Raw genomic sequence first — 25,570 nt, 5'->3', positions numbered from 1 at the left:
TCCTGTCGGTGCCCGACGCGCTACACTCCAGGATTGGCTTTGAGCGTAGCGACGCTCATATATCGCTCTATGGTAGGGGCGACTTGGCTGCTCTTGAGGGGCGGCGTGTCATGGCGGCAACCGGGGGATACAGGGGATAGCCTGACATGGTGGCTGGCCGAGAGGTGCCCGATGGGTCCACGCACGGATCGGACTCGCGCCGTCTGAAGCGTCTGGTGCGGGTCGCGGCGGCCGTTGTTTTCGTGGGGGCTGTCGCCCTGGCGGTTGTGACGATCATTCATACATGGCAGTCCGACTACCGGACCGCCAAACGGAGTCTCGACTCGGTGCTGGTGGCCTTGGGCCAGTACCTTGAGACGACGCTTGGGGGGATGGAGGCCCTCCTCGTCAACCTGGGCACCCGGTACGTGTTGGCCTCGGAGATCTCTGGCGACCTGTCGGAGACTCTCGAGGCGGCTGCGCTTCCGATGCCCATCGTCCGCACTCTTCTCCTGATTGATCGGGACGGTGTGGTCGTCGCCGAAAGCCGGCCGGGTCGTCCCGCCGTGGGTCTTGACGTCGGGGACCGGGCCTACTTCCAAATCCACAGGACCGCGCGCCGTCCGTTGACGATCGTCGCCCCTCCGGTGCGAAGCCGCGTGGACGGGGAGTGGGCCGTTCCCATTTCCCATGGTTTGCGGGCGCCGGGGGGCGCGCTGAGGGCCGTCCTGGTTGTGGCGGTATCGAGTGCGTCCCTGGACCAGATTCTCGCGGATCTGGGTGCCCGGGTTCCCGGCATGTCCATCCTATTCGGGAGCAATGACGGTGTCGTGGACGGGCGCTGGCCGACCGAGATGGTTCGGATCGGGACCGCGATCGCCGACGGCGCCGTCGTTCGGGAGCGTCTGACGGAGGCGCGAGGCGAGGCCTTTTGGGCGCCGCTCGTCCCGGGGGGACCGTCGGGCCTTGTGATGTATCGGGGGCTCGAGTCGCTGCCCGTGTTTGTCGCGGCGGGGATCGATCAGGGAGCTATTTTTGCCGACACCACCCGACAAGGCATTGTGTGGGCCTGCATCCTGGTCGTAACCGGCCTGTTGATGGGTGCGACGGTGCGTCACTTCGATCGGATCGTTGGGCGGCTTGATGCCAGCCGCGTGGCCGCCGAGGCGGCGGATCGCCGCAAGAACGAGTTCCTGACCAACATGAGCCATGAGATCCGGACGCCTCTGAACGCGATCATCGGGTTCGCCGCGATCATGCACGAGGACGATCTGCGCGCCGGCATTCCCAAGGTGTATGCCGATTACGCCCGGGATATCCAGGAAAGCGGGCGTTATTTGCTGGGCGTCGTCGACGAGCTTCTGGATTTGAGCGTGATCTCGGCGCGCGGGGTGGCGTTGTCCGATGACGTCGTGGATCCGGTGGCTCTGGTGACCGAACTGGTGCAGATCATGCAGGTGCGGGCGCGTGCAAACGCCATTGATCTGTCGGTCGAGCCGTCGCCCGGATCCACGCCGATGGTGCGGGCGGACGCCCGCCGTCTGTCGCAGATCCTCATGAATCTGCTAAGCAATGCCGTCAAATATACCCAGCCCGGTGGCACGGTCCGGACCGGCGTGCGGGCCGGTCCCGAGGGGCTGCACCTGTATGTGCGCGACAACGGGCCGGGCATCGGGTCCGAGCGGATCGAGGCGATCATGGAGCCGTTTCAACGCGACGGCGTGAACGAGGTCGCCTCGTCCGAGGGCATCGGTCTCGGCCTGGCCATCGCGCGCGGCTTGACGGAGGCGCACGGCGGCACCCTGCTGATCGTCAGCGCCGCGGGCAAGGGGACGGACGCCATCGTCAGCCTGCCGATGGACCGCGTCCTTCCGGAGGGGGGGACGGCGTGCCCCCCAACCGACCCGGGCGCGGCGTAAGCGATCGGGGGCTGCGTCACACCGGGGCCTGCGTGTGCGGGTACAAGCCGCTGGTGTCGCGCCCGTGCCGCCCGTACACTCCGCGCCATGCGCATTTTGTATCATCACTGGCTCTATCCCGGGGCGCGCCTGGCCCGGCTGGTTCTGGGTGAAAAAGGCCTGGACGTCTCGTTGCGTCCGGTGACCCCGTGGGTGCGGGACGAGGCGTTCCTGGCGCTTAACCCGGCGGGGGAGGTGCCTGTCCTGGTCGAGCCGACGGGGGCGGTCGTGGCGGGCGCGACCGCCGTGTGCGAGTACCTGGACGAGGTCCACGCCGATCCGCCGCTGCTCGGCACCGATGCGCTCGCGCGCGCCGAGGTCCGCCGGCTTGTGTGCTGGTTCGGCGAGGTGTTCCGCCGCGACGTCACCGAGCCGTTGGCCTGCGAGAAACTGCTCAATCGTGTCATGGGCGGGGGCGCGCCGGATTCCCGCGCGCTGCGGGCCGGGCGCACCAACATCCATATGCACCTGGAGTATATCGCCTGGCTGACGCAGTCGAACCGCTTCCTGACCGGGCCGCGGCCCACCCTGGCGGACCTGATGGCGGGCGCCCACCTGTCGTTGGTGGATTACGCCGGTGACGTGCCGTGGGACGATCACCCGGCGGCCAAGGAATGGTACATGCTGCTCAAGTGCCGCCCGTGTTTCCGGCCGCTGTTGACCGATCATGAACCCGGCTTGCGGCCGGCCCCGCAGTATGCCGACCTCGATTTCTAATCGGGATTTCCGACCCGCAATTTCAGACCCACGCGCCCCCTTTCCCCCCACGGAGCCCCGCCGTGACCGATCGCCCGGCCCCGTTCGACCCGCTTGACGACGTGGCGCTGTTGCGCTGGTACGAGGTCGCCGGCGTCGATGAGTGCGTGGGCGAGGCGCCGGTCGACCGGTTTGCCGCCGACGCCGCCCGGGCGGTCGCGCGGCGCTCGGGATCGGGCGCGAAGCCCGCGTCGGACTCCGGCGCACGCGCGGCGGGACCCGGCACGGCCGGTCCGCGCGCGCCGGCATCCATTGCGCGATCCGGCGCCAGCCGCGAGACCGGCTCTGGGGCGGCGGTGGCGCGCGAGGGCGCCGCCGCGGTGGCCGCCGGAGCCGCCTCGCTGGAGGCGCTTCGGGTCGCGCTGGAGGGTTTCGAGGGCTGTCCGCTGAAGGTGACGGCCACCAACACCGTGTTCGGGGAGGGCGCCGCCGACGCCCGCCTGATGGTGATCGGCGAGGCGCCCGGTGCCGACGAGGACCGGCAGGGCCGTCCGTTCTGCGGGGTCTCCGGCCGGCTGCTGGACGACATGCTGCGTTCGATCGGCTTCGATCGCACCACCGCCTACATCACCAACGTGGTGCCCTGGCGTCCGCCCGGGAACCGCAAGCCGACCCCGGCCGAGGTGGCGGTCTGCGGCCCGTTCATCGAGCGGCACGTGGCGTTGATCGCACCCCGGGTGCTGCTGCTGGTGGGGGGGCTGGCCGCTTCGACGCTGCTCGGCACGACCGAGGGCATCACGCGGCTGCGCGGCCAGTGGCGCACCCATCGGCCCGCCGGTGGTCCGCATAACATTCCGGCCATGCCGACGTTCCACCCAGCCTATCTGCTGCGCACACCCGAGGCCAAGCGTCTGGCCTGGCGGGACCTGCTGGCCGTGAAGGCGAAGCTGACGGACGACGCCTGACCGGGCGGTCGGGCTGGACCCAACGGTGCCCAGACGGGACCGAGGGGGGCGGTTACGCCATCGCGTCGATCTCGTCGTCCGACAGGTGCCCCGGCACGATGGTCAGGGGCACGCGCAAGCGGGCGGCATGCTTGCCGGTCAGGGCCGTCACAAGCGGTCCCGGTCCGTCGCCGCCAACCCCGGCGGCCAACACGACCACGGAGATGTTGGGCTCCTCGCTCAGCAGGTCGAGAAGCTGTTCGGTCGGCTCGCCCTCGCGGACGAACAGGGCCGGCATGCGCCCGGTCATGCGGCCGACCAGCGACGCCGTGCGCTGCAGCACCTCCTCGGCGTCCTCGCGGGCCTCGTCGCGCATGCGCTTGCCGACGAACATCCAGTGCTCGAATTCCGTCGGATGGCTGACGTGGAGCAGGGCGACATGGCCGCCGGTGGCGGTGGCGCGCCGACACGCGTACCGCAGGGCCGCTCTCAGTTCCGTGGACTGATCCACCACCACCAAGAAGGTGCGGTGGTCGGGACTGATGCTCACGCTCGTGTCGGTATCCTCGCGTTGCGTCGTCGTCATGAACATCATGGGTGGTCCTTCCTCCCGGTCCGATCCCGGGGTCGCCGCCGAGAGACTTTGGGTGTCTCCTTCTGCGTGGACGGTCGAAGCCTCCGGATCGGGGGGCGGGCACCACGTCCGGTGGTCCCGCCCCTGACACGACTCATCCGGCCATATTCGCCCGTCCAAACGATAAGGGCAATTGTCTTCGATGGGGGCGCGTGTCGACGCCGAGACGCGCGACTCGGTCCGAGTCGTGGAAACCGCGTCGCTTCCGAACGCTAGCGCGGGTTCTTCACAGGGGGAGGCGAGCTCCCGGCGTCCGCCTCGATGGGGCCGCCCGCCGCCTGCCACGCCGCCAGACCGCCCTCGATTCGGTGGATCGGCCCGGGGTGCCCCGCCTGCATGAGGGCCATCGCCGCGTGCTCGCACCGCACGCCGATGGCGCAATGCAGAACCAGCCGGCCGCCCTCCGGCACGGGGGGCAGCGCCTGCGGATCGAACGCCGACAGCGGGCGATTCGTGGCGCCGGGGATGTGGCCGCGGGCGTACTCATGGTCCTCGCGAACGTCCACGACGGTGGCACACTTTTGCGTGTACCAGTCGAGCGCCGTTGCGGCGTCCACGAGGTGCACGCGATCACGGGCGCGGGCCAGGGTGTCGGCGTCGAAGGGGGTGCGCATCATCGGGGAGGCTCCGGCCGGGGGCTCGAATCGGGGACGACGGGCCGGCGGCACAGGCGTCACCCGCCCCGGCGTATTGGTTCTGTCGTCACAAATGTGGGCTGTGGTATGACGCTGCAAGACGCCACCGCACGGACCCGGGCCCGATCGCCGGACGGTCCCGAGAGGGGGTTCGCCCATGACCACGCCATCCTCGCCCCAAACGCCGCCGCCGCCCCCGACCGATCCGCCCGCCGCCGATGCGACGCTGGACGCCCGGGACCTGCGGTGCCCGCTGCCGGTGCTGCGCGCCCGCAAGGCGTTGAACGCGCTGGCCCCCGGGCAGGTCCTGGCCGTCGAGGCGAGCGACCCGGCGAGCCTGGAGGACTTCCGGCAGTTCTGCGCGGCGGGCGCGGCCATGCTGGAGGCCCAGCAGGCCGAGCCGGAGGCCGGTGTGTTCCGCCACTGGCTGCGCCGGGGCCCCGCGTGACTCCTCTTGCCCGCGTGACTCCCCTTGAAGGCGCGGGGGTATTGTGGTTACTATACACCTCGGTCGCGCACGGTCTGACCCGGCCGGGTTGCGGCCTTTCGGCAACAGGCCCACCGCGTTTTTCGGGTGGTCCGGTCGGATCCTGGCGGGACCCCTTGATCAAATGTCTGAAGCTGAGTAGGGAGAGGCCCCGGGCAGTAAAGTCTGAGTGATGGACTTGGTGCCGCGCTGACCGGCGCGGCGGCGGGGTGGTCCACAGCCTCGATCATGCCGCACTCCGATCCGATGACCGCATCCGAGGTTGGCTCCGGGTTTGGCCCGCGCGTTTCACGGTCGCCTCGTTTCGCACCCTCCCTGGCGGTCAAGTATTGCGGTAGGCGGTGAAGTATAGTAGTTACTGGACCGCGCTTTGGAGCGCGTCCGCGTTCGTAAGGAAAGGCTCGCGATGTCCGCCGGCACGTCCCAGACCGGTTCTTCCCTCTCCAGCGATGTTCCGCTGGGCTCCACGCCCGCGTCGGACGGGTTCGCCCGGAACTTCGTGACGCCGTCGTTGAATGATCTCGCCAAGCAGGCCCAGGCCGCCAATCTGACAACCGCCGACTTTGTGGACGCCCTGGTCAACGCCGAGGCGGCATTCCTGGCGTCGATCTTGGGGCCGAAGGTCACCGGCGACATGCTCCAGGCCCTGGGCGCGCAGATATCGCAGACCGCCGCCGCGTCGGCCCATGGGTCGGAGGGCTCGTGAGCCGACGACATCGACGAAATGGCATCGCACAGCCCCTTGACAGCCGATAGGGACGTATAAAAGATGCTGTACACACGGATCATACGTCGACCCCACCGGCCTTTTTAAAGAGCCGGCCTGACCCCTCCCACGGCGGCCGCGCGTCCGACCGCCGTGGGAGCGGCCAAGCCCGCTTTCCGGGCTTTCCTCTCACGGAAAGCCGATCGATCGGCACCCAAGCTTCATCCAGCAAGAGAGAGGCACACTCATGTCCATGACGTTTAACGCGGAATACTACCTGGCGAACAATCAGGACGTCCGCGATGCGATCGTGCTCGGCACTTTCGGTGCCGGTCTGACCACCGACTACAACGGCGATGGCGAGGTCACCAACGCCGACCTGGCCGAGTACCACTACAACACCTTCGGCTGGCTTGAGGATCGCGACCCGAACGCGACCTTTGACACCTCCGCCTACCTGGATGCCAACCCGGACGTGCTGCTGGCCGGCGTGAACCCGTTCACGCACTTCCTGACACTTGGCCTGAGCGAGGGTCGCTCGCCGAACGCCTCGATCCCGCGTGTTGAGGACTTCGACGCCGAGACGTACCTGGCGAACAACGAAGACGTGCAGACCGCCGTGGACAACGGTGACTTCGACTCGGCCTACCAGCACTATGTCCTGTACGGCCAGTACGAGGGCCGCGCCGCCCAGACGACCGGCGGTCAGACGATCACGCCGCAGCAGAACAACGCGACCGGCGAGACCTTCACGCTGACCACCGCCGTTGGTGAAGAGATCGTCGGCACGGCCGGGAACGACACGTTCAACGTGATCATCGGGACGGGCGCGACGCTGAACAACTTCGACACGATCGACGGCCTGAACGGCACGGACAAGGCCAACATCCTGGCCGATGCCGACGTGACCGCCGCGCAGCTGGGTCAGTTCTCGAACGTCGAGACCGTGGTCATCAATCAGGCCGACGCCGACGGTCAGGCGGCCATCGACATCTCCGGCACGTCGGTCCGGAACTTCACCGTCGAAGGCAACGGCATGACGGCGGCTGCCGCCGTGACCGTGGCGGAAGGCACGACCGTGACGGCAAACACGACGGCCGCCGGCGCGCTGGCCGTGACCGGTGCCAAGGACGTCTCCGCCCTGACGGCCGTGGCCGACGGCACCAACGTGAATGCCTTCACGTTCGCCGAAACCAACGCCTCCGTGGAGACCGTCAACGCCTCGGGTGAGGCGGCTGCCACCGTCACCGTGACGGCCACCGCCACCACCGAAACCGCCAACATCAGCCTGTCGGAAGACACCGCGCTGACCGTGGTCGGTGGCTCGCTTGAGACCCTCAACATGGGTGGCTCCACCGGCGATATGACCGTGACCCTGCTGGCGAACATCACCAGCGTGACGGGCGGCAGCGGCGCCGACGCCATCACCGATGTCGCCGGTCTGACGGAGCTGACGGCGGACCTGGGTGCCGGTAACGACACCTTCGTGATTGCGAATGGCGACAACACCAAGGCCGTGTCGCTGACCCTCGGTGCCGGTGACGACACCGTTGACGTGAATGCGCTGGCGAATGCGGACATTGATGCCCTCGCGGACACGATGATCTCGATCAAGGACTTCAACGCGGCCGAGGACGTGCTGGACCTCGCCGGCCTCGCCGCTGGCGATGGCTACATCCAGCTCACCAACACGCAGCTGTCGAACATTGCTGGGGAAGCCACTCTGGAAGATGCGGCTGCGGCTGCGGTGGCTCTCACCGCCACCGGTGCCAACGACGGCTTCACGGCGTTCGACTATGGCGGCAACATGTACGTCGTTAAGAACGACGGCACCGCCGCATTTGCGGACACCGATGGCATCCTGGAAGTCGTGGGTGTTAACGTCGACGACATGGACGCCAGCAACTTCGTGACGGCGTAATCCGCATCCAGGTGGCGGGGCCGTATCCCGGTCCCGTCCTCGGAGACGGAAGACGACGGGCGAAAGCCGATTGGGGGCGGGGTCTTCGGACCCCGCCCTTTTTCGTGCCCGCGTGGTGGTGCATAAGCGGACGGGCATTCCCCCCCGCATCCCGTGGGTGCTATCCCGGACAGCATCGAAATGCGCGACGACCCGGATGGGATGAGATGCCAACGACACCCCCGACAGCACCCCCGAATACGCCCCCGTGGCACGGGCTTCTCGGTGCCGCCAAAAGTAACGCTGGCGCCGGGCGGTTCGCGGAGGCGCGGGCCCTGTGCGAGCAGGTGGCCCAGTCGTATCCGGATGACGGGGCGGCGCTGCTGGATACCGGCGGCCTGCTGCTGTCCTGTGGGCTTTTGAGCGAGGCGGAGCAGGTTTTCCTGCGGGCGCAGGCGCTGGCGCCAGGCGACATCCGCGCCCGGGTCAGCCTCGCCAATGTGGCGGCGCAGCGCGCGGATCATGGCACCGCGCGACGCCTGTATGCCGGGATTCTCGGCGCCGCGCCCGACCACCCGGTGATTCGGCGCAATGCCCTGACCACTCAGGAATATGATCCGGCGGCCACCGATGGCGAGCGGCTCGCGGCCGCGCGCGCTTGGGGGCGCTGGGCCGCGCGCCGGGCCGGCGGACCCCATTCACGGCCCGTTATGGCGCCCGCGACCGGCCGGCCGCTGCGGGTGGGGTATGTCTCGGCGGATCTCTGCCAGCATACCGTCGGGCTGTTCGTGAAGGATGTGCTGGCCGGCCACGATCCGGCCCGGGTTCAGGCCGTCGTGTACAGCGCCGGGTCTGTGGACGACTGGGTGACGGACGCCATCCGCCACACCACGACCTTTCGGGATGTGCGAGCCCTGGATGACGCCGCTCTCGCCCGGGCCATCCGCTTCGACCGCCTTGACGTTCTGGTGGACCTCTCCGGGCACACCAGTGGCTCGCGCCTGACCGCCCTTGCCCACCGGCCGGCCCCAGTCATGGTGTCTTGGTTGGGGTACTTCGCCACCACCGGGCTGCCCTGCCTGGACGCCGTGCTGCTGGACGATGCACACGCGCCCCCGGGCATGGAGGCGGGGTTCACGGAATCCATCGTGCGGATGACGCAGGGGCGTTTGTGTTATGCGCCGGTCCCGTTCGCGCCCCCCGTGGCGGACCCGCCGCACCGTCGGAACGGACACGTGACGTTCGGCAGCTTCAACAACACGGCCAAGCTCAATGAGGCCGTCCTGGCCGTGTGGGCGCGGGTTCTGGGCGCCGTTCCCGACAGCCGGCTGGTCCTGAAATGGCGTACGTTCAACGATACGGCTTTATGCGAGCGGATACGCGCGACCTTTCAGGCGCATGGCATCGCGCCCCATCGGATTGACCTGCGCGGGCCGTCCTTCCACAAAGAGATGCTGGCGGAGTACGGCGATATCGACATCGCGCTGGACCCGTTTCCGTTCACGGGCGGGCTGACGAGTTGTGAGGCCCTGTGGATGGGCGTGCCGGTCGTGACGTGGCCGCAGGGGCGTGTGGTCAGTCGTCAGACCTTCGCCTTCCTGTCACAGATCGGCCTGTCGGAACTGGCGGCGCGGGATGCCGACGACTACGTGCGCATTGCCTCCGATCTCGCCGGGGATCGGGCCCGCATGGCGACCGTGCGGGCATCGCTGCGCAATCGTATGCGCACCAGTCCCCTCTGTGACGTTTCGGCCTTTACGCGGGAGCTGGAGGATACCTTCATCGGGGTGTTCGAGGAGGCGTCTCGGTCGGAGTAGGGGGCGGTGCCGTGGTCTTTGAGGGGCTCGGGAAAAGAAGGGCCGGAGCGTTTGTCATTTTGCGGCTGCGCCGAATATGCGACAAGGGTCGCTCGCCCGGAGGGTGCGGGCGCATTCGACGCAAGGAGCGCGGGCATGTTGTGGACCGAGGGCTATGTTTCCGGCATCGACTACACACACGGCTTGTATCCGGAGCTGTCTCCGGCGCGGATGACGCTTGCGCTGCTGGCGAAGGGGATCGCGGGAGCGCCCGCCGGGCCCCTGCGCTATCTGGAACTCGGCTTCGGCCAGGGGCTGTCGCTGAATGTCCACGCGGCCGCCAACCCCGGAACGTTCTGGGGTGCGGACTTCAACCCGGGGCAGGCGGCCAACGCCCAGGACCTCGCGCGGGCCAGCGGCGCGGACCTGACGGCGCTGGAGGCCGCGTTCGATGAACTGGCGCGGCGCGATGACCTGCCGGACTTCGATATCATCGCCCTGCACGGCATCTGGTCGTGGATCTCCGACGCCAACCGGGCGGTGATCGTCGACATCGCGCGCCGCCACCTGAAGCCGGGCGGTCTGTTCTACATCAGCTACAACACCACGCCGGGCTGGTCGCCGGCCATGCCGCTGCGCCATCTGATGGCCGAACACGCCGCGCGGGCGGGGCAGGGGCCGTTGCCGGCGCGGATCGATGCCGCGCTGGCGTTCTCGCAGTCGATGGTGGACGCGGGGGCAGCCTACTTCCGGGCCAATCCGGCCGTGGCGGAGCGGCTGAAAAAGATCCGGGAGCAGAACCGCAACTACCTCGCGCATGAATACTTCAATCGCGATTGGCATCCCATGCCGTTCAGTCAAGTGGCCGACCGGCTGGCCGACGCCAAGCTGACGTTTGGGGCCTCGGCGCACCTGCTGGATCATGTGGACGCGATCAACCTGAGCCCGGAGGCGCAGGCGATCCTCGCGGATCTGCCCGATCCGGTGTTTCGCGAGACGGTGCGGGACTACTTCATCAACCAGCAGTTCCGGCGCGACATCTTCGTCAAGGGGCGGCGGGCGCTGTCCGCCTTGGAGCAGGCGCAACGCATCCAGGCCCTGCCGGTCGTGCTGCTCATCCCGCCGGAGGACCGCCCGACCAAGGTCAAGGGCGCCCTGGGCGAGGCCGAGCTTCAGGAGGCCATCTATGGCCCGGTGGTCGAGGGGCTGGCGGCGGACGACTTCGCGCCCAAGAGCATCGCCGACCTGCGCGCCCGGCCGGGCTGCCAGGACCTGACGGTGCCGCATCTGATCCAGGCCATGCAGGTGCTGTGCGGGCTGGGCAGCGCGGCGCCGGCCCATGATCCGGCCACGGCCAAGACGGTTCGCAAGACGAGCCGCGCGCTGAACACCGAGCTGTGCCGGCGGGCGCAGTTCTCCGAGGACGTGCAGTTCCTGGCTGCGCCGCTGATCGGGACGGGCGTGGCGGTGAACCGCTTCGAACAGCTCTTCCTGCGTGCGGCGGAGCGGAAGGAGGCCGATCCGCCCGCCTTCGTCTGGCGCCTGCTTCAGGCCCAGGGGCAGGTGCTGCGCAAGGACGGCCAGCCGATCACGGACCCGGAGGCCAACGTGGCGGAGCTGCGGGCGCGCTACGACACGTTCCAGACCAAGCGCCTGCCGATCCTGCGCCGGCTGGGGATCGCCTGAGGCGCGGCGTCCGTGTCGTGCGCGTGACGAATCCTTTGACAGGGACGCGGTGGCTTCGGTTGACTGAAGCTCATCCTGTTCACCGAGCCCGTTCCCTGATCGGAGTTGAGCCATGCCCCGTGTCCCCCGCGCACCCCGTTTTGCCGCGTTGGCGGTGTCTTCCCTGGCCCTGTCCGGCCTCGTCGGGGTCCCATCCGCCCTGGCGGCCGACTGCTCCCTGCCGCCCAAGGGCGTGCCCCTGAAGACCGAGGGCCGCACGCCGGTGCTCCACAACGCCTGCGGCCAGCCGTTCCAGGCGGGCTATCGGCTGGAGGGCACGACGTTGCACTTCCCCAGCGGCGCCACGCACGCGCTCCCGCAGGCGACGGAGGCAGAGGCCGAAGAGACCCTGCGCATCGCCTACGGTCTCGTCGGGCCGCGCGACGCCCTGGTGCGCACCCGCTGGCCCGAGTAGCGGATCGGGGCGCGGGCCGCCATCCTCCCGCCACGGTGCGTCCGGATCCTCCCCTCGAACGGTGAGAGCAAACGTGGGATAGTGACCGGCGCGCGAACGAACCATGCTGCGGTTCGCGCGCGCCGATCCAAGGAAACGGGCCGTCGGAGCCCGAGGGAGGAACAGCGATGTCCAAGAGGTACGCGGCCCGCAAGGCGGAGCAGCTCGATCAGGTGCGCGCCCGGGTCGCGGAACGGCTCGATCCCGCCGACGTCGCGGCCGTCACCCGGTTCGTCGAAGGGTACTACGCCCACGTTCCGCCCGCCGACATGGCGCCCATGGACCCGGAGAACCTGTACGGCGCGGCCCTGGCGGTGTGGTCGTTTCTGCGCCACCGCCGCCCGGGCGAGGCGCGGGTACGGGTCTACAATCCCGTCTACGAACAGCATGGCTTTCAGAGCGAGCACACGGTCATTGAGGCCGTGAACGACGACATGCCGTTCCTGGTGGATTCGGTGACGGCGGCGCTCGGCGCCCTGGACATGGTCGTGCACCTCGTCATTCACCCCGTGGTGTGGGTGGTGCGCGGGCCGGACGGCGCCTTCGTCGGGCTCGGCACGCGGGAGGACGCCGGCGCGGTCCGCGAGTCCGTCATGCACGTGGAAATCGGGGAGGTGAGCGATCCGGCCACCCTGGAGGCGGTCGAACAGACTCTCGTCTCGGTGCTGGCCGAGGTGCGCGCCGCCGTCGAAGACTGGCCCGCCATGCACGAGCTGTCCCGCGCCGCCGCCGAGGGCCTGAAGGGGGAGGTTGCCGCGCCGCCGGACGGCGATCCGGAGGTGGTCGCCGAGATGGCGCACTTCCTGGACTGGGTCAGCCAGAACCACTTCACGTTTCTCGGCAGCCGCGACTACGCCATGGTCGAGGTCGACGGGGTGCTGCGGGCGGAACCCGAGCCGGGGCTCGGCATCCTGCGCGATCCGGGGCGGCGGGTGTTCGGCCAGCTTCGCGACCTGGAGACCCTGCCCGAGGACGTGCAAAGCTATGTGCGGGGGTCGGCGCCGCTGCTCATCACCAAGACGGCGATGCGGGCGCGCGTTCACCGCTCGGTGCCCATGGACGCCATCGCCGTCAAACGCTTCGGACCGGACGGCGCCCTGGCGGGTCTGACGCTACTGGTGGGGCTGTTCACGGCGGACGTCTACACCGACAGCGCGGTCGCCATTCCCGTGGTGCGGCGCAAGGTCCAGCACGTCATGGAGCGCAGCGGCTTCGCGCCCGGCGGTCACGACAGCAAGCGCCTGCTGCATATCATGGAGACGCTGCCCCGCGACGAGCTGGTGCAGACCGACGAGACCAAGCTGCTCGAAACGGCGCTGGGGATTCTGGACCTTCAGGAACGCCAGCGCACGGCGCTGTTCCTGCGCCAGGACGAGTTCCAACGCTTCGTGTCCTGCCTCGTGTTCATCCCGCGCGACCGATTCGACACCGCGTTGCGCCTGACGGTCCAGGACATTCTGGAGGCCGACCTGCAGGGCAAGGTCGAGACCTATTCGACCCAGGTGGATGATTCGCGTCTGGCGCGGCTGCACTTCATCGTTCGCACCACGCCGGGCGCCATGCCGGTGCACGACGCGGACGAGATCGAATCCCGCATCGCCGCCGCCACCCGGTCGTGGCCGGATCACCTTGCGGACGTTCTGTACACCGCCAAGGGGGAGGAGCAGGGCCTGCGCCTGTTCCGCCGCTACGGCACGGCCTTCCCGGCGAGCTATCGGGAGCGGCACAGCGCCCAGGGTGCGGTCGCCGACATCGCCCGCATCGAGGAGGCCCTGACCAGCGGGCGCTTCACGCTCAACCTGTACCGCCCGATCGAGGCGTCGGAGCACGAGGTCCGGTTCAAGGTGTTCCAGCCGGACAGCTCCGTGGCGCTGTCGGACATGCTGCCGGTGCTGGAGAACATGGGCTTCCGCGTCATCGGCGAGGTCCCGTTCGCGCTGACCCCGCGTCTGGGGGACACCGTGGGGGGCCTTCCGGGGGAGGCGCGCGGCGGTCGCCTGACGACGGTCTGGATCCACGATTTTTCGATGCGCGCGGCCTCCGGCGGTGTGGTCGATATTGCCCGCGCGCGCACGCCGTTCCAGGAGGCCTTCACCCGGGTCTGGACCGGGGAGCTGGAAAACGACGGCTTCAACCGGCTGGTGATCGAGGCCGGGTTGGACTGGCGCCAAGTGGTGATCCTGCGGGCCTATGCGCGCTATCTGCGGCAGGCGGCGTTTACCTTCAGCCACGCCTACATCGAGCAGGCGCTGGCCAAGCATGCCGACATCGCGGCGCGGCTGGTGGCGCTGTTCGAGGCGCGGTTCGATCCCGACCGGCCCGAAGAGGAGGCGGCGCGGCGCCAGCGCGAGATCGTCGGTGCCATCGAGGAGGCGTTGAACGCCGTCACCAACCCCGACGAGGACCGCATTCTTCGCCGGTATCTCAACCTCATTCAGGCCACGCTGCGCACCAACCACTTCCAGCACGGCGATGATGGCGCGCCGAAGCCCTATCTGGCGCTGAAGTTCGACAGCCGCGCGGTCGAGGATTTGCCGCTGCCCCGCCCGTGGGTCGAGGTGTTCGTCTACAGCCCGCGGGTGGAGGCCATCCACCTGCGCGGCGGCAAAGTCGCGCGCGGCGGCATCCGCTGGTCGGACCGGCGCGAGGACTTCCGCACCGAGGTGCTGGGCCTGATGAAGGCGCAGATGGTCAAGAATGCCGTGATCGTGCCGGTGGGCTCCAAGGGCGGCTTCGTGGTCAAGCAGCCGCCGCCGCCCGACGCGGGGCGCGAGGCCGTCCAGGCCGAGGGCATCGCCTGCTACAAGACCTTCATGCGCGGGCTGCTGGACCTGACCGATACCCTGACGGGCGACGAGGTGGTGCCGCCGGCCCGGGTGCGGCGCCGCGACGGCGACGACCCCTATCTGGTGGTCGCGGCCGACAAGGGCACGGCGACCTTCTCCGACATCGCCAACGCGGTCGCGCTGGACTACGGCTTCTGGCTGCGCGACGCCTTCGCCTCCGGCGGGTCCAACGGCTATGACCACAAGGCCATGGGCATCACGGCGCGGGGTGCGTGGGAGGCCGTGAAGCGGCACTTCCGCGAGATGGGCCGCGACATCCAGAGCGAGGACTTCACCGTCATCGGTGTCGGCGACATGTCGGGCGACGTGTTCGGCAATGGGATGCTCCTGTCCCCGCACATCCGCCTGATCGGGGCGTTCAATCACCTCCATGTGATGATCGACCCGGAGCCGGACGCGGCGGCTTCTCTGGCGGAACGGCAACGGCTGTTCGCCCTGCCGCGCTCCACCTGGGCCGACTACGACGCCGCCGTGCTGTCCGAGGGCGGGCGGGTGTTCGAACGCCGCGCCAAGCGTGTCACCCTGACGCCGCAGATCAAGGCGCGGCTGGGGCTGCGCCAGGACGTGGTGACGCCGAACGACTTGATCCGCGCCCTGTTGCGCGCCGAGGCCGATCTGCTCTGGTTCGGCGGCATCGGCACCTACGTGAAGGCCAGCCACGAAAGCCACGCCGAGGTCGGGGACCGTGCCAACGATGCCATCCGCGTCGACGCGGACGACCTGCGGGCCAAGGTGTTGGGCGAGGGCGCCAATCTGGGCGTGACCCAGCGGGCGCGCATCCAGTTTGCCCTGGCCGGTGGGCGCATCAACACCGACGCCATCGACAATTCGGCGGGTGTGGACTGCTCCGACCACGAGGTGAACATCAAGATCCTGCTCGACGGCATCGTCGAGGCCGGCGACATGACGGAGAAGCAGCGCAACGCCCTGCTGCGCGAGATGACCAGCGACGTGGCGGAGCTGGTGCTGCGGGACAACTATTTGCAAACGCAGGCCATCTCTCTGATGGAGCGGAGTTCGGCCGGCCTGCTGGATCACCAGCACCGCCTCATGCGGGCGCTGGAGCGGATCGGCCGGCTGGATCGGGCGGTTGAATTCCTGCCGGACGACGATGAGATCGCCGAGCGGATCGGGGCCGGGCGTGGCCTGACCCGACCGGAGCTGGCGGTGCTCATTCCGTACGGCAAGCTCTGGATCTTCGACGAGGTGATGCAGTCCGACCTGCCCGAGGACCCCATGCTGACGGAGTCCATGGCGCTGTACTTCCCGCGGGCGGTCCAGACGCGCTACCGGGAGCAGATCGGCCGCCACCGCCTGCGCCGGGAGATCATCGCCACCTACATCGCCAACTCGATGATCAATCGGGTGGGCGCCGCCTTCGTCACCGAGATGATCGAGAAGACCGGCATGCGTCCGGCCGACATCGCGCGCGCCTACATGGCGGTGCGCGAGGTCTACGGTTTGCGGGCGCTCTGGCTGGATATCGAGACCCTGGATGGGCGCGTTGACGCCGGCATTCAGCTCGACCTGTTGCACGCCATCAACCAGTTGGTCGGGCGCCAGACGCAGTGGATGCTGCGGCACGGCACCTGGCCGCTGGACGTTTCGGCGACGGTGACCGAACTGGCGCCGGCCGTCCAGGTGCTGTCCGCCAACCTGGATGAACTGGCCACCGAGGAAACCCTGGCCGCGGCACGCGAGGCCATGGCCGGCTGGATCGAGGCCGGCGTGCCGGATGCGCTGGCGGCTGGCGTGGCCTGCCTGGACGTGATGGCGGCGGCGGGCGACATCACCCGCATTGCCGCCGCGCACGAGCGGCCGATCGAGCCGGTCGCGCGGCTGTACTTCGCCGTCGGGACCCGGTTGGGCATCGGCTGGCTGCACCGCACCGCCGAGCAGTTGGAGAACGGCGGGCACTGGAACAAGCTGGCGGTGTCCGCGCTGGCGGAGGAGTTTTCCAGCCACCAGCGTCAGATCACCGAACGTGTGATCGAGCATGGCGCGGCGCTCGACGATCCCGATACCGCGATCGCTGCCTGGAGCGAGACCAACCCCGTGACGGTGGAGCGCGCGGCCCAACTCGTCAGCGAACTGCGCGGCGCCTCGGGCGGCGTCGATCTGGCCATGCTCACGGTCGCAAGCCGCCAGTTCCGCGCCATGGCGGGGGGATGATGCTGGCGGCGTAGGAGGAGGCGGAGCCCGCCGGGCCTCGGCCCGGTGGGCGTGGGGTCGGCCCGGTGGGCGTGGGGCCCCGTCCGAAGGATATACGCGCCGGGCGGGACAGATCGCGCTGCCCCGCCCGTAAGCGTGGTCAGGTGCGCAAATTGCGTGTCATATCGCCAACGGCGTCCGCGACCCCGTCAATATCGGACACGACTTGCAGAACCCGGCTGGCGATTTCTTTTGTCGCGGAGTCCTGTTCGTCCACGGATCCGGTCACGTCGGCGGAGATCTCGCGCACCTCGCCGATGGTGCCGGCGATCCCGTTGATGGCTTCCACGGCCCTGCGGGCCTCCTCCTGCACCTGCCCTATCTGTTGCGCGATTCGGTCTGTTGCCGTGCTGGTCTGGGTGGCGAGGGATTTGACCTCACTTGCCACCACCGCGAACCCTTTGCCGGCATCGCCCGCCCGCGCGGCCTCGATGGTCGCGTTCAGGGCCAGAAGGTTGGTCTGCGAGGCGATGTCGTTGATGAGCTTGACCACCTCGCCGATCTGATCGGCGGCCGACACCAGGGCCGTGACCGTGGTGTTGGTCCGCTCCGCTTCCGTGAACGCGGCCTCGGATGCACGCGCCGCATCGGTCATGCGGGCGTTGATCTGTCCGATAGAGGCCGAAAGCTCCTCGGCGGCCGAGGCCACGGTCTGGGCGTTGTCCCGGGCCCGATCGACGACCTCGGTCACGGTCTGGTCCAGCTTGTCGGCGAGGGCTTGGATATCGGCCCGCCGCTGGTGCTCCAGCGCGCGCCGGTTTTCTTCCAGCACCTTCATGTCGTGGATGTCGATCAGCGAGCCGCAGGCGCGCCGCGCCGTTCCGGACCGGTCCCGCAGAACGCCGCCGACCGCCTGATACCAGCGATAGTCGCCGCTTTTGGTGCGGAGGCGGTAGGTGACGTCGTAGCCCGTGCGGCCGGATCGGTCGTTGAGGCAGGCCCCGAAGGCGGCAAAGGTCGGTTCTGCATCGTCCGGGTGCAGGCGGTCTGCCCATGACCCCACGCGGTTCGGAAAGCCCGCCAAATCATCCGGGTCGAAGCCCAGCAGCCGCCGGAACTCTGGCGACCACGTCCACACACTGTTGGCGTGCATGGGGTCGCCGTTGAACAGCCGCGCATCCCACAGTCCCACGCCGGCGTTGCGCTGCAGAAGCTCGGCGACTTCGGCTTCCATCTGCGTTTCATGAATGTCGATCAGCGAGCCGCACGCCCGCACGGCGGTGCCAGTGCTGTCACGCAACACGCCGCCGACCGCGCGAAACCAGCGGTACGATCCGGTTTTGGTCTTGAGCCGGTATTGGACGTCGTAGCCCGTCTTGCCTGTCCGGTCGTTGAGGCACGCTCCGAACGCGGCGGCCGTGGCCTCGGCGTCCTCGGGATGCAGCCGATCCGCCCAGGACCCAACCACCTCGGGAAACCCGGTCGTGTCGTTCGGATCGAAGCCCAGCAGCCGGCGGAACTCCGGTGACCAGCTCCAGGCGGAGTTGGGGTGCATCGGGTCGCCCTGGTAGAGTTTGGCATTCCACAGCCCCACCCCGGCGAATCGATTCAAAAGGTCCAGAACCTCCGCCTTGGCGGTCGACTCCGCCGTATCGGAGGACGCAAACAAACGAAACATGGCCAGCCTCTTATGAAAGAACCCGTGCCCGCCATGGACGAAAACCACAGACAGAAAGAGTGAGCCGTCCCACCCGCTCGGGTGCCCTCGGACGGTGGATCCCTCATGGTTCCTGTCGGGCCGCTCTTCTCTCGATAAGACGCCTCAAGCAACGCGCGGGCCACCCCGTGGGATTCGGGGCCGCCAAAGCGCGATCTATGCCGAATGGCCGAGGGGCCCGCCGGCTTACTCGTCGAACGGATCGCCCTTGAGCCAGCCCAGGATCAACCGCCGGCCGAGCGAATCCGCGCGCGGGAGGCGCCACGGCGCCGGGCCGTCGGAGCCTTCCCCTTGCATGAAGGATGCAACCTCGGCGCGGGTGTACCAGCCCGCATGGTCCAACTCGCGCGGGTCGATGACGATGTCCGTGGTGAGGGCCTCGCCGTGGAACCCCAGCATCAGCGAGGCCGGGAACGGCCACGGCTGCGATGCGCCATAGGCCACGCGGCCCACGCGGATGCCGGCCTCTTCGTGGACCTCGCGCCGGACCGCCTCTTCGAGGGTTTCGCCGGGTTCGACGAATCCGGCCAGGGTGGAGATCATACCGCTGGGCAGCCGCGGACCATGCCCGAGCAGGCAGCGGGCCTGCGCCCCCCGGCCGTGATGGATCAGCATGATAACCGCCGGATCCGTGCGCGGAAAATGGTCCGCTCCGCAGGTCGTGCACCGCCGCCGATAGCCGGCATCCACGCTTTCGCACAGCGCCCCACAGGCTCCGCAGAACCGGTGTCGGCGGTGCCAGCCCAGAACGCCGAGGGCCTGCGCCAGAAGGGTTGCCTCTGGACCCGGAAGGGTCGGGCCCACCGTGCGCAGGGGAAGGAACTGACCGCCCAGGCCGGTGTGCGGTCCCAGGTCGTCCTCGGACTCGGGGCCCTGCGGAAGCTGGAGCGCGAACCACGCCGTGCCGTCGGTGTCGAGGCCCAGCAACACCTCTTCCTCCGGGGCCAGATCCGGTGTCGGACCGGACCAGGTCCCCGGTGCTGTGACAAGGGCCGGGGCCGCTTCGTCTTCGGTGCCGTCGATCAGCACGCGATCGCGCCAGACCAGGACCAAACGACTGGACGGGTCCGCCCGCAGAGCGGCAAGCCGGGCGGTGTCGGTGCGCAGGGGTTCCGCCCGGTCCAGTGGGGCGCCGGTGTAGCTCAGGCCGTCCAGCGCGGCGCGCGTGGTTTCAGTCAGCGGCGGACTCAAGGGATGCCGCAGGGGGGGCTTGGGCGTGTGTCGTTGCGGGTGGCTCAGGGCGTCCATGTCATATCCCGGACCGCGTCCTCTGTCTTGTACAGGTACAGGGAGAAGTCGTTGGGGTCGTAGTCCTCGCGCAGGACGACCCGAACCACGTCGTCCTGGGATTCCGCCCAAGCCCGGGCGGCCTCCGGCTCGGCGTGGAACAGGGTCCAGCGGTTGGCGTGCGGTGCGTTCATGCTCAAGGAATTGACGGAGACGCCCCGGTCGGCGCGATCCAGCATGGCTCGGATCATGGCGCGCATGTAGGTCTCGGGATCGTCGCGCCGATGGGCGAAGATTCCGCTGGCCACCACCCAGTCGAACCGGGGCAGCGGCAGCACCGGGGGCGGCGTCGCCAGCAGGCAGCCCTGAACAAACGTGAGCTCCGGGAACCGGAAGGCGGCGTGGTCCACCATCGCCGGGGTCAGGTCGAGCCCGCAGTATCCCAGATCGTAGCCGTGGTCGTTGAGCCACTCCACGAAATCGCCGGTGCCGCACCCGACGTCCAGCAGGGAGTGCCCGCTGCGCAGACCCGCCTCGCTGAGCACCAGGAAGCGCCGTTGCTGGCTCTCCCGGCTGTTCCATTCCAGCGACGCATGACTGCGGCCGTGACGGGACAGAAGGCGGCTGAAATGCGTGATGGTGTGGCGGTCGTCATCGTGGCTGACCGCCTCCAGAACCCGGCGGGTCTCGCCAAGCATGCGACGGCTCGCTGATCCGATGTCCAGCCGCAACCGTAGAGCGGACAGCGTGGACTGAAGGGTAGGCGGCGACATGGGGCGTGACCCTCGGCTGGCCCGCGGTCCCGTGACGGGCGGTCTGGCGTTGGTGAGTGCGGCGGAGGGGCCGGATGCGCGCCGCTTGCGCATCGTCGCAAATCGGAGGGCTGTTCGCCAAGGACCAACTGCCAGGGGCGTCTAACCGGGGACCAACCGGTGGCCCGAAGAGCGTACCGAGGCCTAAGAACAACGGGAGCGATCATGACGACACTGACCTGGATCATCGGTGCCGGACGGGGCATCGGGCGGGCCCTGGCGCTTGCCCTGGCGCGGGAGGGCGGAACGGTCGTGGCCAGCGCCCGCAACGTCGAGGATCTGAAAGCCTTGGCGGGCGAGGCGGAGGACCTGCCGGGGCGCATCGTGCCGCAGCCCCTGGACGTGACCGATCGGGCCGCGACCGCGCGGGCGCTGGCGGAGATCGAGGCGCGGGACGGCCTGCCCGACACCGTGGTGCTGAACGCGGGCACCCATGCGTCCATGCCGGCCGCCCGGTTCGACGCGCGGGTGTTCGATCGGCTGGTCGGGGTCAACCTGATGGGGGCGGTCAACGGGCTGGACGCGGTCATTCCGCGCTTCGTCGCGCGGCGGCGGGGACACATCGCGGTGGTCGGCTCGGTTGCCGGTTACGTCGGCCTGCCTACGGCCGCGGCCTATAGCGCCACAAAGGCGGCCGTCATCGCCCTGTGCGAGTCGCTGCGCCCGGATCTGGCGCAGTTCGGGGTGCGCGTTCAGGTCATCAACCCGGGGTTCGTGCGCACGCCGCTGACCGACCAGAACACGTTTCCGATGCCGTTCCTGATGGAACCGGACGCGGCCGCGCGGCGCATCGTCAAGGGTCTGCGGTCCTCGACCTTCGAGATCACGATGCCGCGCCGGTTGACGTGGTTGATGAAGCTGTTGGCGGCGCTTCCCTATCCGCTGCTGTTCGCGCTGACCCGGCGGGCCATTCCGGATGAGGCCCGGCCTGACGCCATCGTTGCCGCCGGCTGTGCGCGGGACGGGGAGGGATCATGACCGGTGAGCGCACGGCCCCCACCTTGGACGCCCCCACCTTGGACGCTCCCGAGCCGACATCCGCCGTGCTCGCTGGGGCCGCGCGCTATGTCGCGTTTTTCGAGGCTCTGACCCCAGAGGCGCTGGATACCCTCGGGGGCGTCGTAACCGAAGACGTCCACTTCGTCGACCCGTTCAATGACACGGTCGGTCAGGACGCCTTGCGCCGGGTGTTCCTGCGCATGTACGCGGATACGCAGGACCCGTGCTTTCGTGTGACGCACCGGGCGTTCGACGGCTCGGTTTGCTTTCTGCGCTGGGTGTTCACCGCGCGGGTGCGTCGGCTGGGCGCCGTCTGGCGGATCGAGGGGGTGAGCGAGCTGCGCTTCGCCCCGGACGGCCGGGTGTGCGAACACGTCGACCACTGGGACGCGGGCCGGCAGTTCTACGAACGCTTGCCCGGTCTCGGCTGGCTGCTCCGCCGGGTGAGGCGGCGGCTCGGACACAACGAGCCCGACGCGGTCAGTCGAAGTTGAACTGAACCTCGTCGTCGAACGCGAACATTTCGGAGGCGTCCTTGGCTCGCTCCTGAAGTTTCTCCGCGGCCCGCGCATGGGCTTCGGCAAGCTTGGCGAGGATTGACAGGTTGGTCATGGACAGAAGCTGACCATAGGCCACTGCGAGCGCCCCGGCCTTGTTCAGTGCGTCGAGGACATCCGCCCCGGCCCCGTTGAGCGCGGCCTCATCCACCTTCAGCAAGCCCTCAATCGGGCGCTGGGTCTCGCCGGCGTTGATCGTGATGGGCCAGTCGACCAGCAGGCCGTGGCTGTCCAGCGCGGCGCAGGCGGCGCGGGTGGCCACGAGGTCGTTCCGGGACTGGCTGAGGAAGGTCATCAACTCCTGGAGGAAGGCGGTCGGCTGGTCGGCCGCGTCGAACAGGGCGCGGGCGCCCGCCGTCTCGGCCGGGACACCGGCGGTCTCGTCGATGCAGACCACCGTGCGGTTGTCCTGCGTGGTGCCCAGGGCGAACGGCCAGGCGCGGTACGTGGCCGGCACGTAGGCACCCGCCCAGCGAGCGTCGTGGGTCAGGAACAGGTTGTTTTCGGGGCCCAGACCCATCAACGCGACCAGCACCGGGCCGTCCGGCGTGCGCTGGAACCCGAGCGGAAAGGCGTGCCCCGCGCGGGGCAACTCGGCGCGGCCGATCGCCGCCAGGGCCTGATTCCGCGCGATCGGGAAGGTGTTCGGTGGGATGTAGGCCCGATGGTTCGGGTTGCTGCTTTGAAGCGGAACGAAGCTGGGCATGGGCAATCTGGTCCGGCGCTGGGGCGGAATGAGTATCGCGGACCCTACCGACCCGGTCCCCGGGGATCAAGGGCGCTGCTGGCCGTGTGAGGGCTGCGACCTACACCCCCATGAGGGTGCGGACGTGGGCCTGGACGCATCCGGCCAGCGACGGTAGGTCGTACCCGCCCTCCAGAACGGAAATCAGACGGCCATCGCAACAGTCGTCGGCCACCGCCATCATGCGCTGGGTGGCCCAGACGAAGTCGGCCACCTGTAGCCGCATATGGGACAGCGGATCGTGCGAATGGGCATCGAAGCCGGCCGAGATCATCAATAGGTCGGGTTTGAACGCCCGTATGGCGGGTTCGATGGTGGTTTCGACGGCGTCCCGGAAGGCCTCTCCGGTGGCGCCCGGTTTCAGGGGGCAGTTGACGATGTTGTTCGCGACCCCGCGCTCTTCGGGAAAGCCAGTGTTGGGAAAGTTTCCGGCCTCGTGGGTGGAGGCGTAGAACAGGCCCGGGTCGGTGTGAAAGATGTCCTGGGTGCCGTTGCCGTGGTGCACGTCCCAGTCGAACACCGCGATTCGCTCGGCGCCGTGGGCCGCCCGCGCATGCAGGGCGCCGACGGCCACGTTGTTGAACAGGCAGAAGCCCATGGCGCGGGCGGTTTCGGCGTGATGGCCGGGCGGGCGCACCGCGACGAAGGCGTTACTGACCTCGCCCTTCAGCACCGCATCCACCGCGACAATGACGCCACCGGCCGCGCGCCGGGCCGCTTCGCCGGACCCGGGGGAGATGAGCGTATCGCCGTCGATATGGCGGTGCCCGCTGGCCGGGACGATCTGAAAGATATGGTCGACGTACTGCTGGGGGTGAGCCCGCAGGAGATGCTCGTCCAAGGCGGCTGGCGCATCCTGGCGATGCAGCAGCATGAAATCCTCGGCCTCTAGGATACGTTGAACCGCTCTCAGCCTGTCGCCGCTTTCCGGGTGGAAGTCGCCCGTGTCATGGTCGATGCAGGCATGGTGTGTCACGTAAAGCGTCGCCATGCGTCCGAGTCCTCCCCGCTTTTTATAATGGTTTTGTCTCATCGGTCCAAACGGGGCCGCAACACGTTTTTTTTGTATGTGGGTCGTGCGCCCCGTTGTCGTCGTCACATTTTGTCATGCTCCTCGGCGCGTCCGGTCATCGCCCTGTGACGGATCTAGGCTCTTTTGGGTTGTCTTTCGAGGGTCGCGGATCGCGCGAGTGTTCCCCGCGTGTCGCGCTCTCCGACGGTACCCCCATTCGATCGAGGATCCCTCCATGGCTGTTCCTGCGCGTTCGTTCTCCTCTGTCTTGTCCCGGGACATCGTGACTCCCGTGACGATCATCCTGTTTGGGGTGTCCACGGTGACCGGCATCATGCTGCTCGTGCACTGGCAGGGGGCTCTCGTCAAACCGTCGCATGAATGGCTGAGCGTCGTGTTCTCCGCCATTGCGGTCTGGCATCTGGTCCGGAACTGGCGGCCGTTCCTGGGCTATCTGCGTCGTCGCGTGGCCGTGGTGGCCCTGGCCGTGAGTCTGGTGCTGTCGGTGGTGTTCACCGGCATGACCGGCACCACGGCGCCTGTAAGTCCCGGTGCGGTGTTCCATGCGCTGGCCGAGGCCTCCCTGGCCGACGTGGCCCCGGCCTTCGGCCTTGAGCTTGACCAGGCGCGGGCGACCCTGCGCGCGGCTGGCGTCGACGCCACGGGGGACGACACCCTGGCAACAATCGGCGCGCGTGCCGGCCTGGGCGGGCCCGGTGTGATGACCCTGTTGGCCCGGTCCCCCGACCGCACGCGCCCGTGAACGACCGCCCATACGTGAACGGCGGATCTTTTCCACGCGTTTCGGATGTCCATCTATGCCCGATGGCGGCGTTGACCGCCGGCCGTTCGCCCGGGATAAAGCGGGGACGGCGGGCCGGGGACCACGCCGGGGGCTGCCCGGATCGGAGCGGATGCACCCGAGCGCACCGGACCCGGAGAATCGGGCGGGTATTGCGCAGCCGAAATGTGTTACCGTTTTGCCTCCTGCCGGCCGGACCGGAGGGCGGCAGAGGCGGGGGCGTTGCGCGGTCTCGACCCCACGGGCCCGGGGTCCTGTTGTCGGACTCCAGCCGGACTGGGATCAGTGGAGTGGCAATGGATACGAACGACCTTCAAAAACTGCAAGACCAGGCGCGCAATGCCAGCGCGCTGCTGAAGGCCATGAGCAATCAGTATCGGCTGCTCATTCTGTGCCAGTTGCTGCAACAGGAGCGGTCGGTCGGTGAACTGGAGCGCGTCGTCGGCTTGAGCCAGTCGGCGCTGTCCCAGCATCTCGCGCGGCTGCGCCGGGATGATCTCGTGAAGACGCGGCGCGTCGCCCAGACCATCTTTTACTCGCTGAAGGGTGAAGAAGTGGCGGCTGTGCTGCACACGCTGTACGGCATTTACTGCGCGCCGGCTGAGGCGTCCGGTGGCCACGCGGACGCCAGTGCGGACCTCGCCGATACCCCGCCGCGCGGACGGTTGGCCGGGGCCGCCTGAAGGTGGCGCGGGCAGGGGAATCGCATTTGAGAAATCGGGGTAGCGGTCGGGCTTGAAATGGATTCTGTAGGGGACTCCCTTGGATTAAGCGGGAGGCTCCATGTC

At 68.6% G+C, this 25,570-nt stretch carries 21 protein-coding genes; 14 read left to right on the top strand and 7 right to left on the bottom strand.

The window, feature by feature from the left end; all coding sequences use genetic code 11:
• The first annotated feature begins 146 nt into the window (after positions 1-146).
• From GGD82_RS04635 to GGD82_RS04625, 3 genes are all read left to right on the top strand, one after another.
• Positions 147-1,898 carry a sensor histidine kinase gene (locus GGD82_RS04635; RefSeq protein ID WP_150062003.1) on the top strand — a complete coding sequence of 584 codons (1,752 nt, stop codon included), beginning with the start codon at positions 147-149 and terminating at the stop codon, positions 1,896-1,898.
• Between the two features lie 87 nt (positions 1,899-1,985).
• Positions 1,986-2,654, top strand: a complete 669-nt coding sequence (locus GGD82_RS04630; protein ID WP_150062004.1) for a glutathione S-transferase family protein — start codon at positions 1,986-1,988, stop codon at positions 2,652-2,654.
• Between the two features lie 62 nt (positions 2,655-2,716).
• Positions 2,717-3,598, top strand: coding sequence for a uracil-DNA glycosylase (locus GGD82_RS04625; RefSeq protein ID WP_150062005.1), 882 nt, complete (start codon positions 2,717-2,719; stop codon positions 3,596-3,598).
• A gap of 52 nt (positions 3,599-3,650) precedes the next feature.
• On the opposite strand, the gene GGD82_RS04620 is transcribed toward GGD82_RS04625, so the two are convergent.
• Together GGD82_RS04620 and GGD82_RS04615 are read right to left on the bottom strand one after the other, a co-directional pair.
• Entirely contained in the window at positions 3,651-4,172 is a 522-nt protein-coding gene (locus GGD82_RS04620; RefSeq protein WP_150062006.1) for a universal stress protein, read from the bottom strand.
• A 251-nt stretch (positions 4,173-4,423) separates the two neighbouring features.
• On the bottom strand, positions 4,424-4,828 hold the full coding sequence (locus tag GGD82_RS04615) for a rhodanese-like domain-containing protein (RefSeq protein ID WP_246163813.1): 405 nt from the start codon (positions 4,826-4,828) through the stop codon (positions 4,424-4,426).
• 175 nt (positions 4,829-5,003) lie between these two features.
• Between GGD82_RS04615 and GGD82_RS04610 the strand changes: the two genes are divergently transcribed.
• The 7 genes from GGD82_RS04610 (at position 5,004) to GGD82_RS04580 (ending at position 16,932) form a co-directional block, all read left to right on the top strand.
• Complete coding sequence (locus tag GGD82_RS04610) at positions 5,004-5,294, top strand: sulfurtransferase TusA family protein (protein ID WP_150062007.1); 291 nt, start codon at positions 5,004-5,006, stop codon at positions 5,292-5,294.
• Positions 5,295-5,739: 445 nt separating this feature from the next.
• Positions 5,740-6,039 carry a hypothetical protein gene (locus tag GGD82_RS04605; RefSeq protein ID WP_150062008.1) on the top strand — a complete coding sequence of 100 codons (300 nt, stop codon included), beginning with the start codon at positions 5,740-5,742 and terminating at the stop codon, positions 6,037-6,039.
• A 247-nt stretch (positions 6,040-6,286) separates the two neighbouring features.
• Positions 6,287-7,960 (top strand): autotransporter outer membrane beta-barrel domain-containing protein, encoded by a 1,674-nt coding sequence (locus GGD82_RS04600; RefSeq protein WP_150062009.1) that lies wholly within the window; start codon positions 6,287-6,289, stop codon positions 7,958-7,960.
• Between the two features lie 206 nt (positions 7,961-8,166).
• On the top strand, positions 8,167-9,756 hold the full coding sequence (locus GGD82_RS04595) for an O-linked N-acetylglucosamine transferase, SPINDLY family protein (RefSeq protein WP_150062010.1): 1,590 nt from the start codon (positions 8,167-8,169) through the stop codon (positions 9,754-9,756).
• Between the two features lie 135 nt (positions 9,757-9,891).
• The gene (locus GGD82_RS04590; protein ID WP_150062011.1) at positions 9,892-11,421 is read left to right on the top strand and encodes a class I SAM-dependent methyltransferase; all 1,530 of its coding nucleotides are present in this window, start codon (positions 9,892-9,894) and stop codon (positions 11,419-11,421) included.
• Between the two features lie 112 nt (positions 11,422-11,533).
• Complete coding sequence (locus tag GGD82_RS04585) at positions 11,534-11,875, top strand: hypothetical protein (protein WP_150062012.1); 342 nt, start codon at positions 11,534-11,536, stop codon at positions 11,873-11,875.
• 167 nt (positions 11,876-12,042) lie between these two features.
• Positions 12,043-16,932 carry an NAD-glutamate dehydrogenase gene (locus GGD82_RS04580; RefSeq protein WP_150062013.1) on the top strand — a complete coding sequence of 1,630 codons (4,890 nt, stop codon included), beginning with the start codon at positions 12,043-12,045 and terminating at the stop codon, positions 16,930-16,932.
• 139 nt (positions 16,933-17,071) lie between these two features.
• Here GGD82_RS04580 and GGD82_RS04575 read toward each other — a convergent pair whose 3' ends face one another.
• From GGD82_RS04575 to GGD82_RS04565, 3 genes are all read right to left on the bottom strand, one after another.
• The gene (locus tag GGD82_RS04575; RefSeq protein WP_150062014.1) at positions 17,072-18,589 is read right to left on the bottom strand and encodes a methyl-accepting chemotaxis protein; all 1,518 of its coding nucleotides are present in this window, start codon (positions 18,587-18,589) and stop codon (positions 17,072-17,074) included.
• 225 nt (positions 18,590-18,814) lie between these two features.
• Positions 18,815-19,876 carry an NAD(+) diphosphatase gene (gene nudC / locus GGD82_RS04570; protein ID WP_150062015.1) on the bottom strand — a complete coding sequence of 354 codons (1,062 nt, stop codon included), beginning with the start codon at positions 19,874-19,876 and terminating at the stop codon, positions 18,815-18,817.
• A complete protein-coding gene (locus GGD82_RS04565) occupies positions 19,864-20,628 on the bottom strand; it encodes a class I SAM-dependent methyltransferase (protein WP_170284249.1) in 765 nt (254 codons plus the stop codon). The genes nudC and GGD82_RS04565 overlap by 13 nt, the downstream gene beginning before the upstream one ends.
• Positions 20,629-20,832: 204 nt before the next feature.
• On the opposite strand from GGD82_RS04565, the gene GGD82_RS04560 reads away from it, so the two are divergent.
• Both GGD82_RS04560 and GGD82_RS04555 read left to right on the top strand, forming a co-directional pair.
• On the top strand, positions 20,833-21,645 hold the full coding sequence (locus tag GGD82_RS04560) for an SDR family NAD(P)-dependent oxidoreductase (RefSeq protein ID WP_150062017.1): 813 nt from the start codon (positions 20,833-20,835) through the stop codon (positions 21,643-21,645).
• Positions 21,642-22,160 (top strand): nuclear transport factor 2 family protein, encoded by a 519-nt coding sequence (locus GGD82_RS04555; protein WP_150062018.1) that lies wholly within the window; start codon positions 21,642-21,644, stop codon positions 22,158-22,160. Before GGD82_RS04560 ends, GGD82_RS04555 begins: the two co-directional genes overlap by 4 nt.
• On the opposite strand, the gene GGD82_RS04550 is transcribed toward GGD82_RS04555, so the two are convergent.
• Positions 22,147-22,929 carry a SapC family protein gene (locus tag GGD82_RS04550; protein ID WP_150062019.1) on the bottom strand — a complete coding sequence of 261 codons (783 nt, stop codon included), beginning with the start codon at positions 22,927-22,929 and terminating at the stop codon, positions 22,147-22,149. The genes GGD82_RS04555 and GGD82_RS04550 overlap by 14 nt on opposite strands.
• A gap of 100 nt (positions 22,930-23,029) precedes the next feature.
• A complete protein-coding gene (locus GGD82_RS04545) occupies positions 23,030-23,959 on the bottom strand; it encodes a histone deacetylase family protein (protein WP_150062020.1) in 930 nt (309 codons plus the stop codon).
• 256 nt (positions 23,960-24,215) lie between these two features.
• On the opposite strand from GGD82_RS04545, the gene GGD82_RS04540 reads away from it, so the two are divergent.
• Positions 24,216-24,743: a DUF4405 domain-containing protein gene (locus GGD82_RS04540; protein ID WP_150062021.1), complete on the top strand. Its 528-nt coding sequence runs from the start codon at positions 24,216-24,218 to the stop codon at positions 24,741-24,743.
• A 335-nt stretch (positions 24,744-25,078) separates the two neighbouring features.
• Complete coding sequence (locus GGD82_RS04535) at positions 25,079-25,465, top strand: ArsR/SmtB family transcription factor (protein WP_150062022.1); 387 nt, start codon at positions 25,079-25,081, stop codon at positions 25,463-25,465.
• Positions 25,466-25,570: the final 105 nt, after the last annotated feature.

The sequence above is a fragment of the Roseospira marina genome (genome assembly GCF_014197855.1).
In the GTDB taxonomy this organism is placed as follows: Bacteria; Pseudomonadota; Alphaproteobacteria; order Rhodospirillales; family Rhodospirillaceae; genus Rhodospira; species Rhodospira marina.
Note: the sequence above shows the minus strand (reverse complement) of the source record. Positions and strands in the feature narration are given on the sequence as shown.

Bases quoted from the DNA above. Each gene is read 5' to 3' on its own strand.
- GGD82_RS04635 (WP_150062003.1), top strand. From the start codon at position 147: ATGGTGGCTGGCCGAGAGGTGCCCGATGGGTCCACGCACGGATCGGAC.
- GGD82_RS04630 (WP_150062004.1), top strand. From the start codon at position 1,986: ATGCGCATTTTGTATCATCACTGGCTCTATCCCGGGGCGCGCCTGGCC.
- GGD82_RS04620 (WP_150062006.1), bottom strand. From the start codon at position 4,172: ATGATGTTCATGACGACGACGCAACGCGAGGATACCGACACGAGCGTG.
- GGD82_RS04615 (WP_246163813.1), bottom strand. From the start codon at position 4,828: ATGATGCGCACCCCCTTCGACGCCGACACCCTGGCCCGCGCCCGTGAT.
- GGD82_RS04610 (WP_150062007.1), top strand. From the start codon at position 5,004: ATGACCACGCCATCCTCGCCCCAAACGCCGCCGCCGCCCCCGACCGAT.
- GGD82_RS04605 (WP_150062008.1), top strand. From the start codon at position 5,740: ATGTCCGCCGGCACGTCCCAGACCGGTTCTTCCCTCTCCAGCGATGTT.
- GGD82_RS04600 (WP_150062009.1), top strand. From the start codon at position 6,287: ATGTCCATGACGTTTAACGCGGAATACTACCTGGCGAACAATCAGGAC.
- GGD82_RS04595 (WP_150062010.1), top strand. From the start codon at position 8,167: ATGCCAACGACACCCCCGACAGCACCCCCGAATACGCCCCCGTGGCAC.
- GGD82_RS04590 (WP_150062011.1), top strand. From the start codon at position 9,892: ATGTTGTGGACCGAGGGCTATGTTTCCGGCATCGACTACACACACGGC.
- GGD82_RS04585 (WP_150062012.1), top strand. From the start codon at position 11,534: ATGCCCCGTGTCCCCCGCGCACCCCGTTTTGCCGCGTTGGCGGTGTCT.
- GGD82_RS04580 (WP_150062013.1), top strand. From the start codon at position 12,043: ATGTCCAAGAGGTACGCGGCCCGCAAGGCGGAGCAGCTCGATCAGGTG.
- GGD82_RS04575 (WP_150062014.1), bottom strand. From the start codon at position 18,589: ATGTTTCGTTTGTTTGCGTCCTCCGATACGGCGGAGTCGACCGCCAAG.
- nudC (WP_150062015.1), bottom strand. From the start codon at position 19,876: ATGGACGCCCTGAGCCACCCGCAACGACACACGCCCAAGCCCCCCCTG.
- GGD82_RS04565 (WP_170284249.1), bottom strand. From the start codon at position 20,628: ATGTCGCCGCCTACCCTTCAGTCCACGCTGTCCGCTCTACGGTTGCGG.
- GGD82_RS04560 (WP_150062017.1), top strand. From the start codon at position 20,833: ATGACGACACTGACCTGGATCATCGGTGCCGGACGGGGCATCGGGCGG.
- GGD82_RS04555 (WP_150062018.1), top strand. From the start codon at position 21,642: ATGACCGGTGAGCGCACGGCCCCCACCTTGGACGCCCCCACCTTGGAC.
- GGD82_RS04550 (WP_150062019.1), bottom strand. From the start codon at position 22,929: ATGCCCAGCTTCGTTCCGCTTCAAAGCAGCAACCCGAACCATCGGGCC.
- GGD82_RS04545 (WP_150062020.1), bottom strand. From the start codon at position 23,959: ATGGCGACGCTTTACGTGACACACCATGCCTGCATCGACCATGACACG.
- GGD82_RS04540 (WP_150062021.1), top strand. From the start codon at position 24,216: ATGGCTGTTCCTGCGCGTTCGTTCTCCTCTGTCTTGTCCCGGGACATC.
- GGD82_RS04535 (WP_150062022.1), top strand. From the start codon at position 25,079: ATGGATACGAACGACCTTCAAAAACTGCAAGACCAGGCGCGCAATGCC.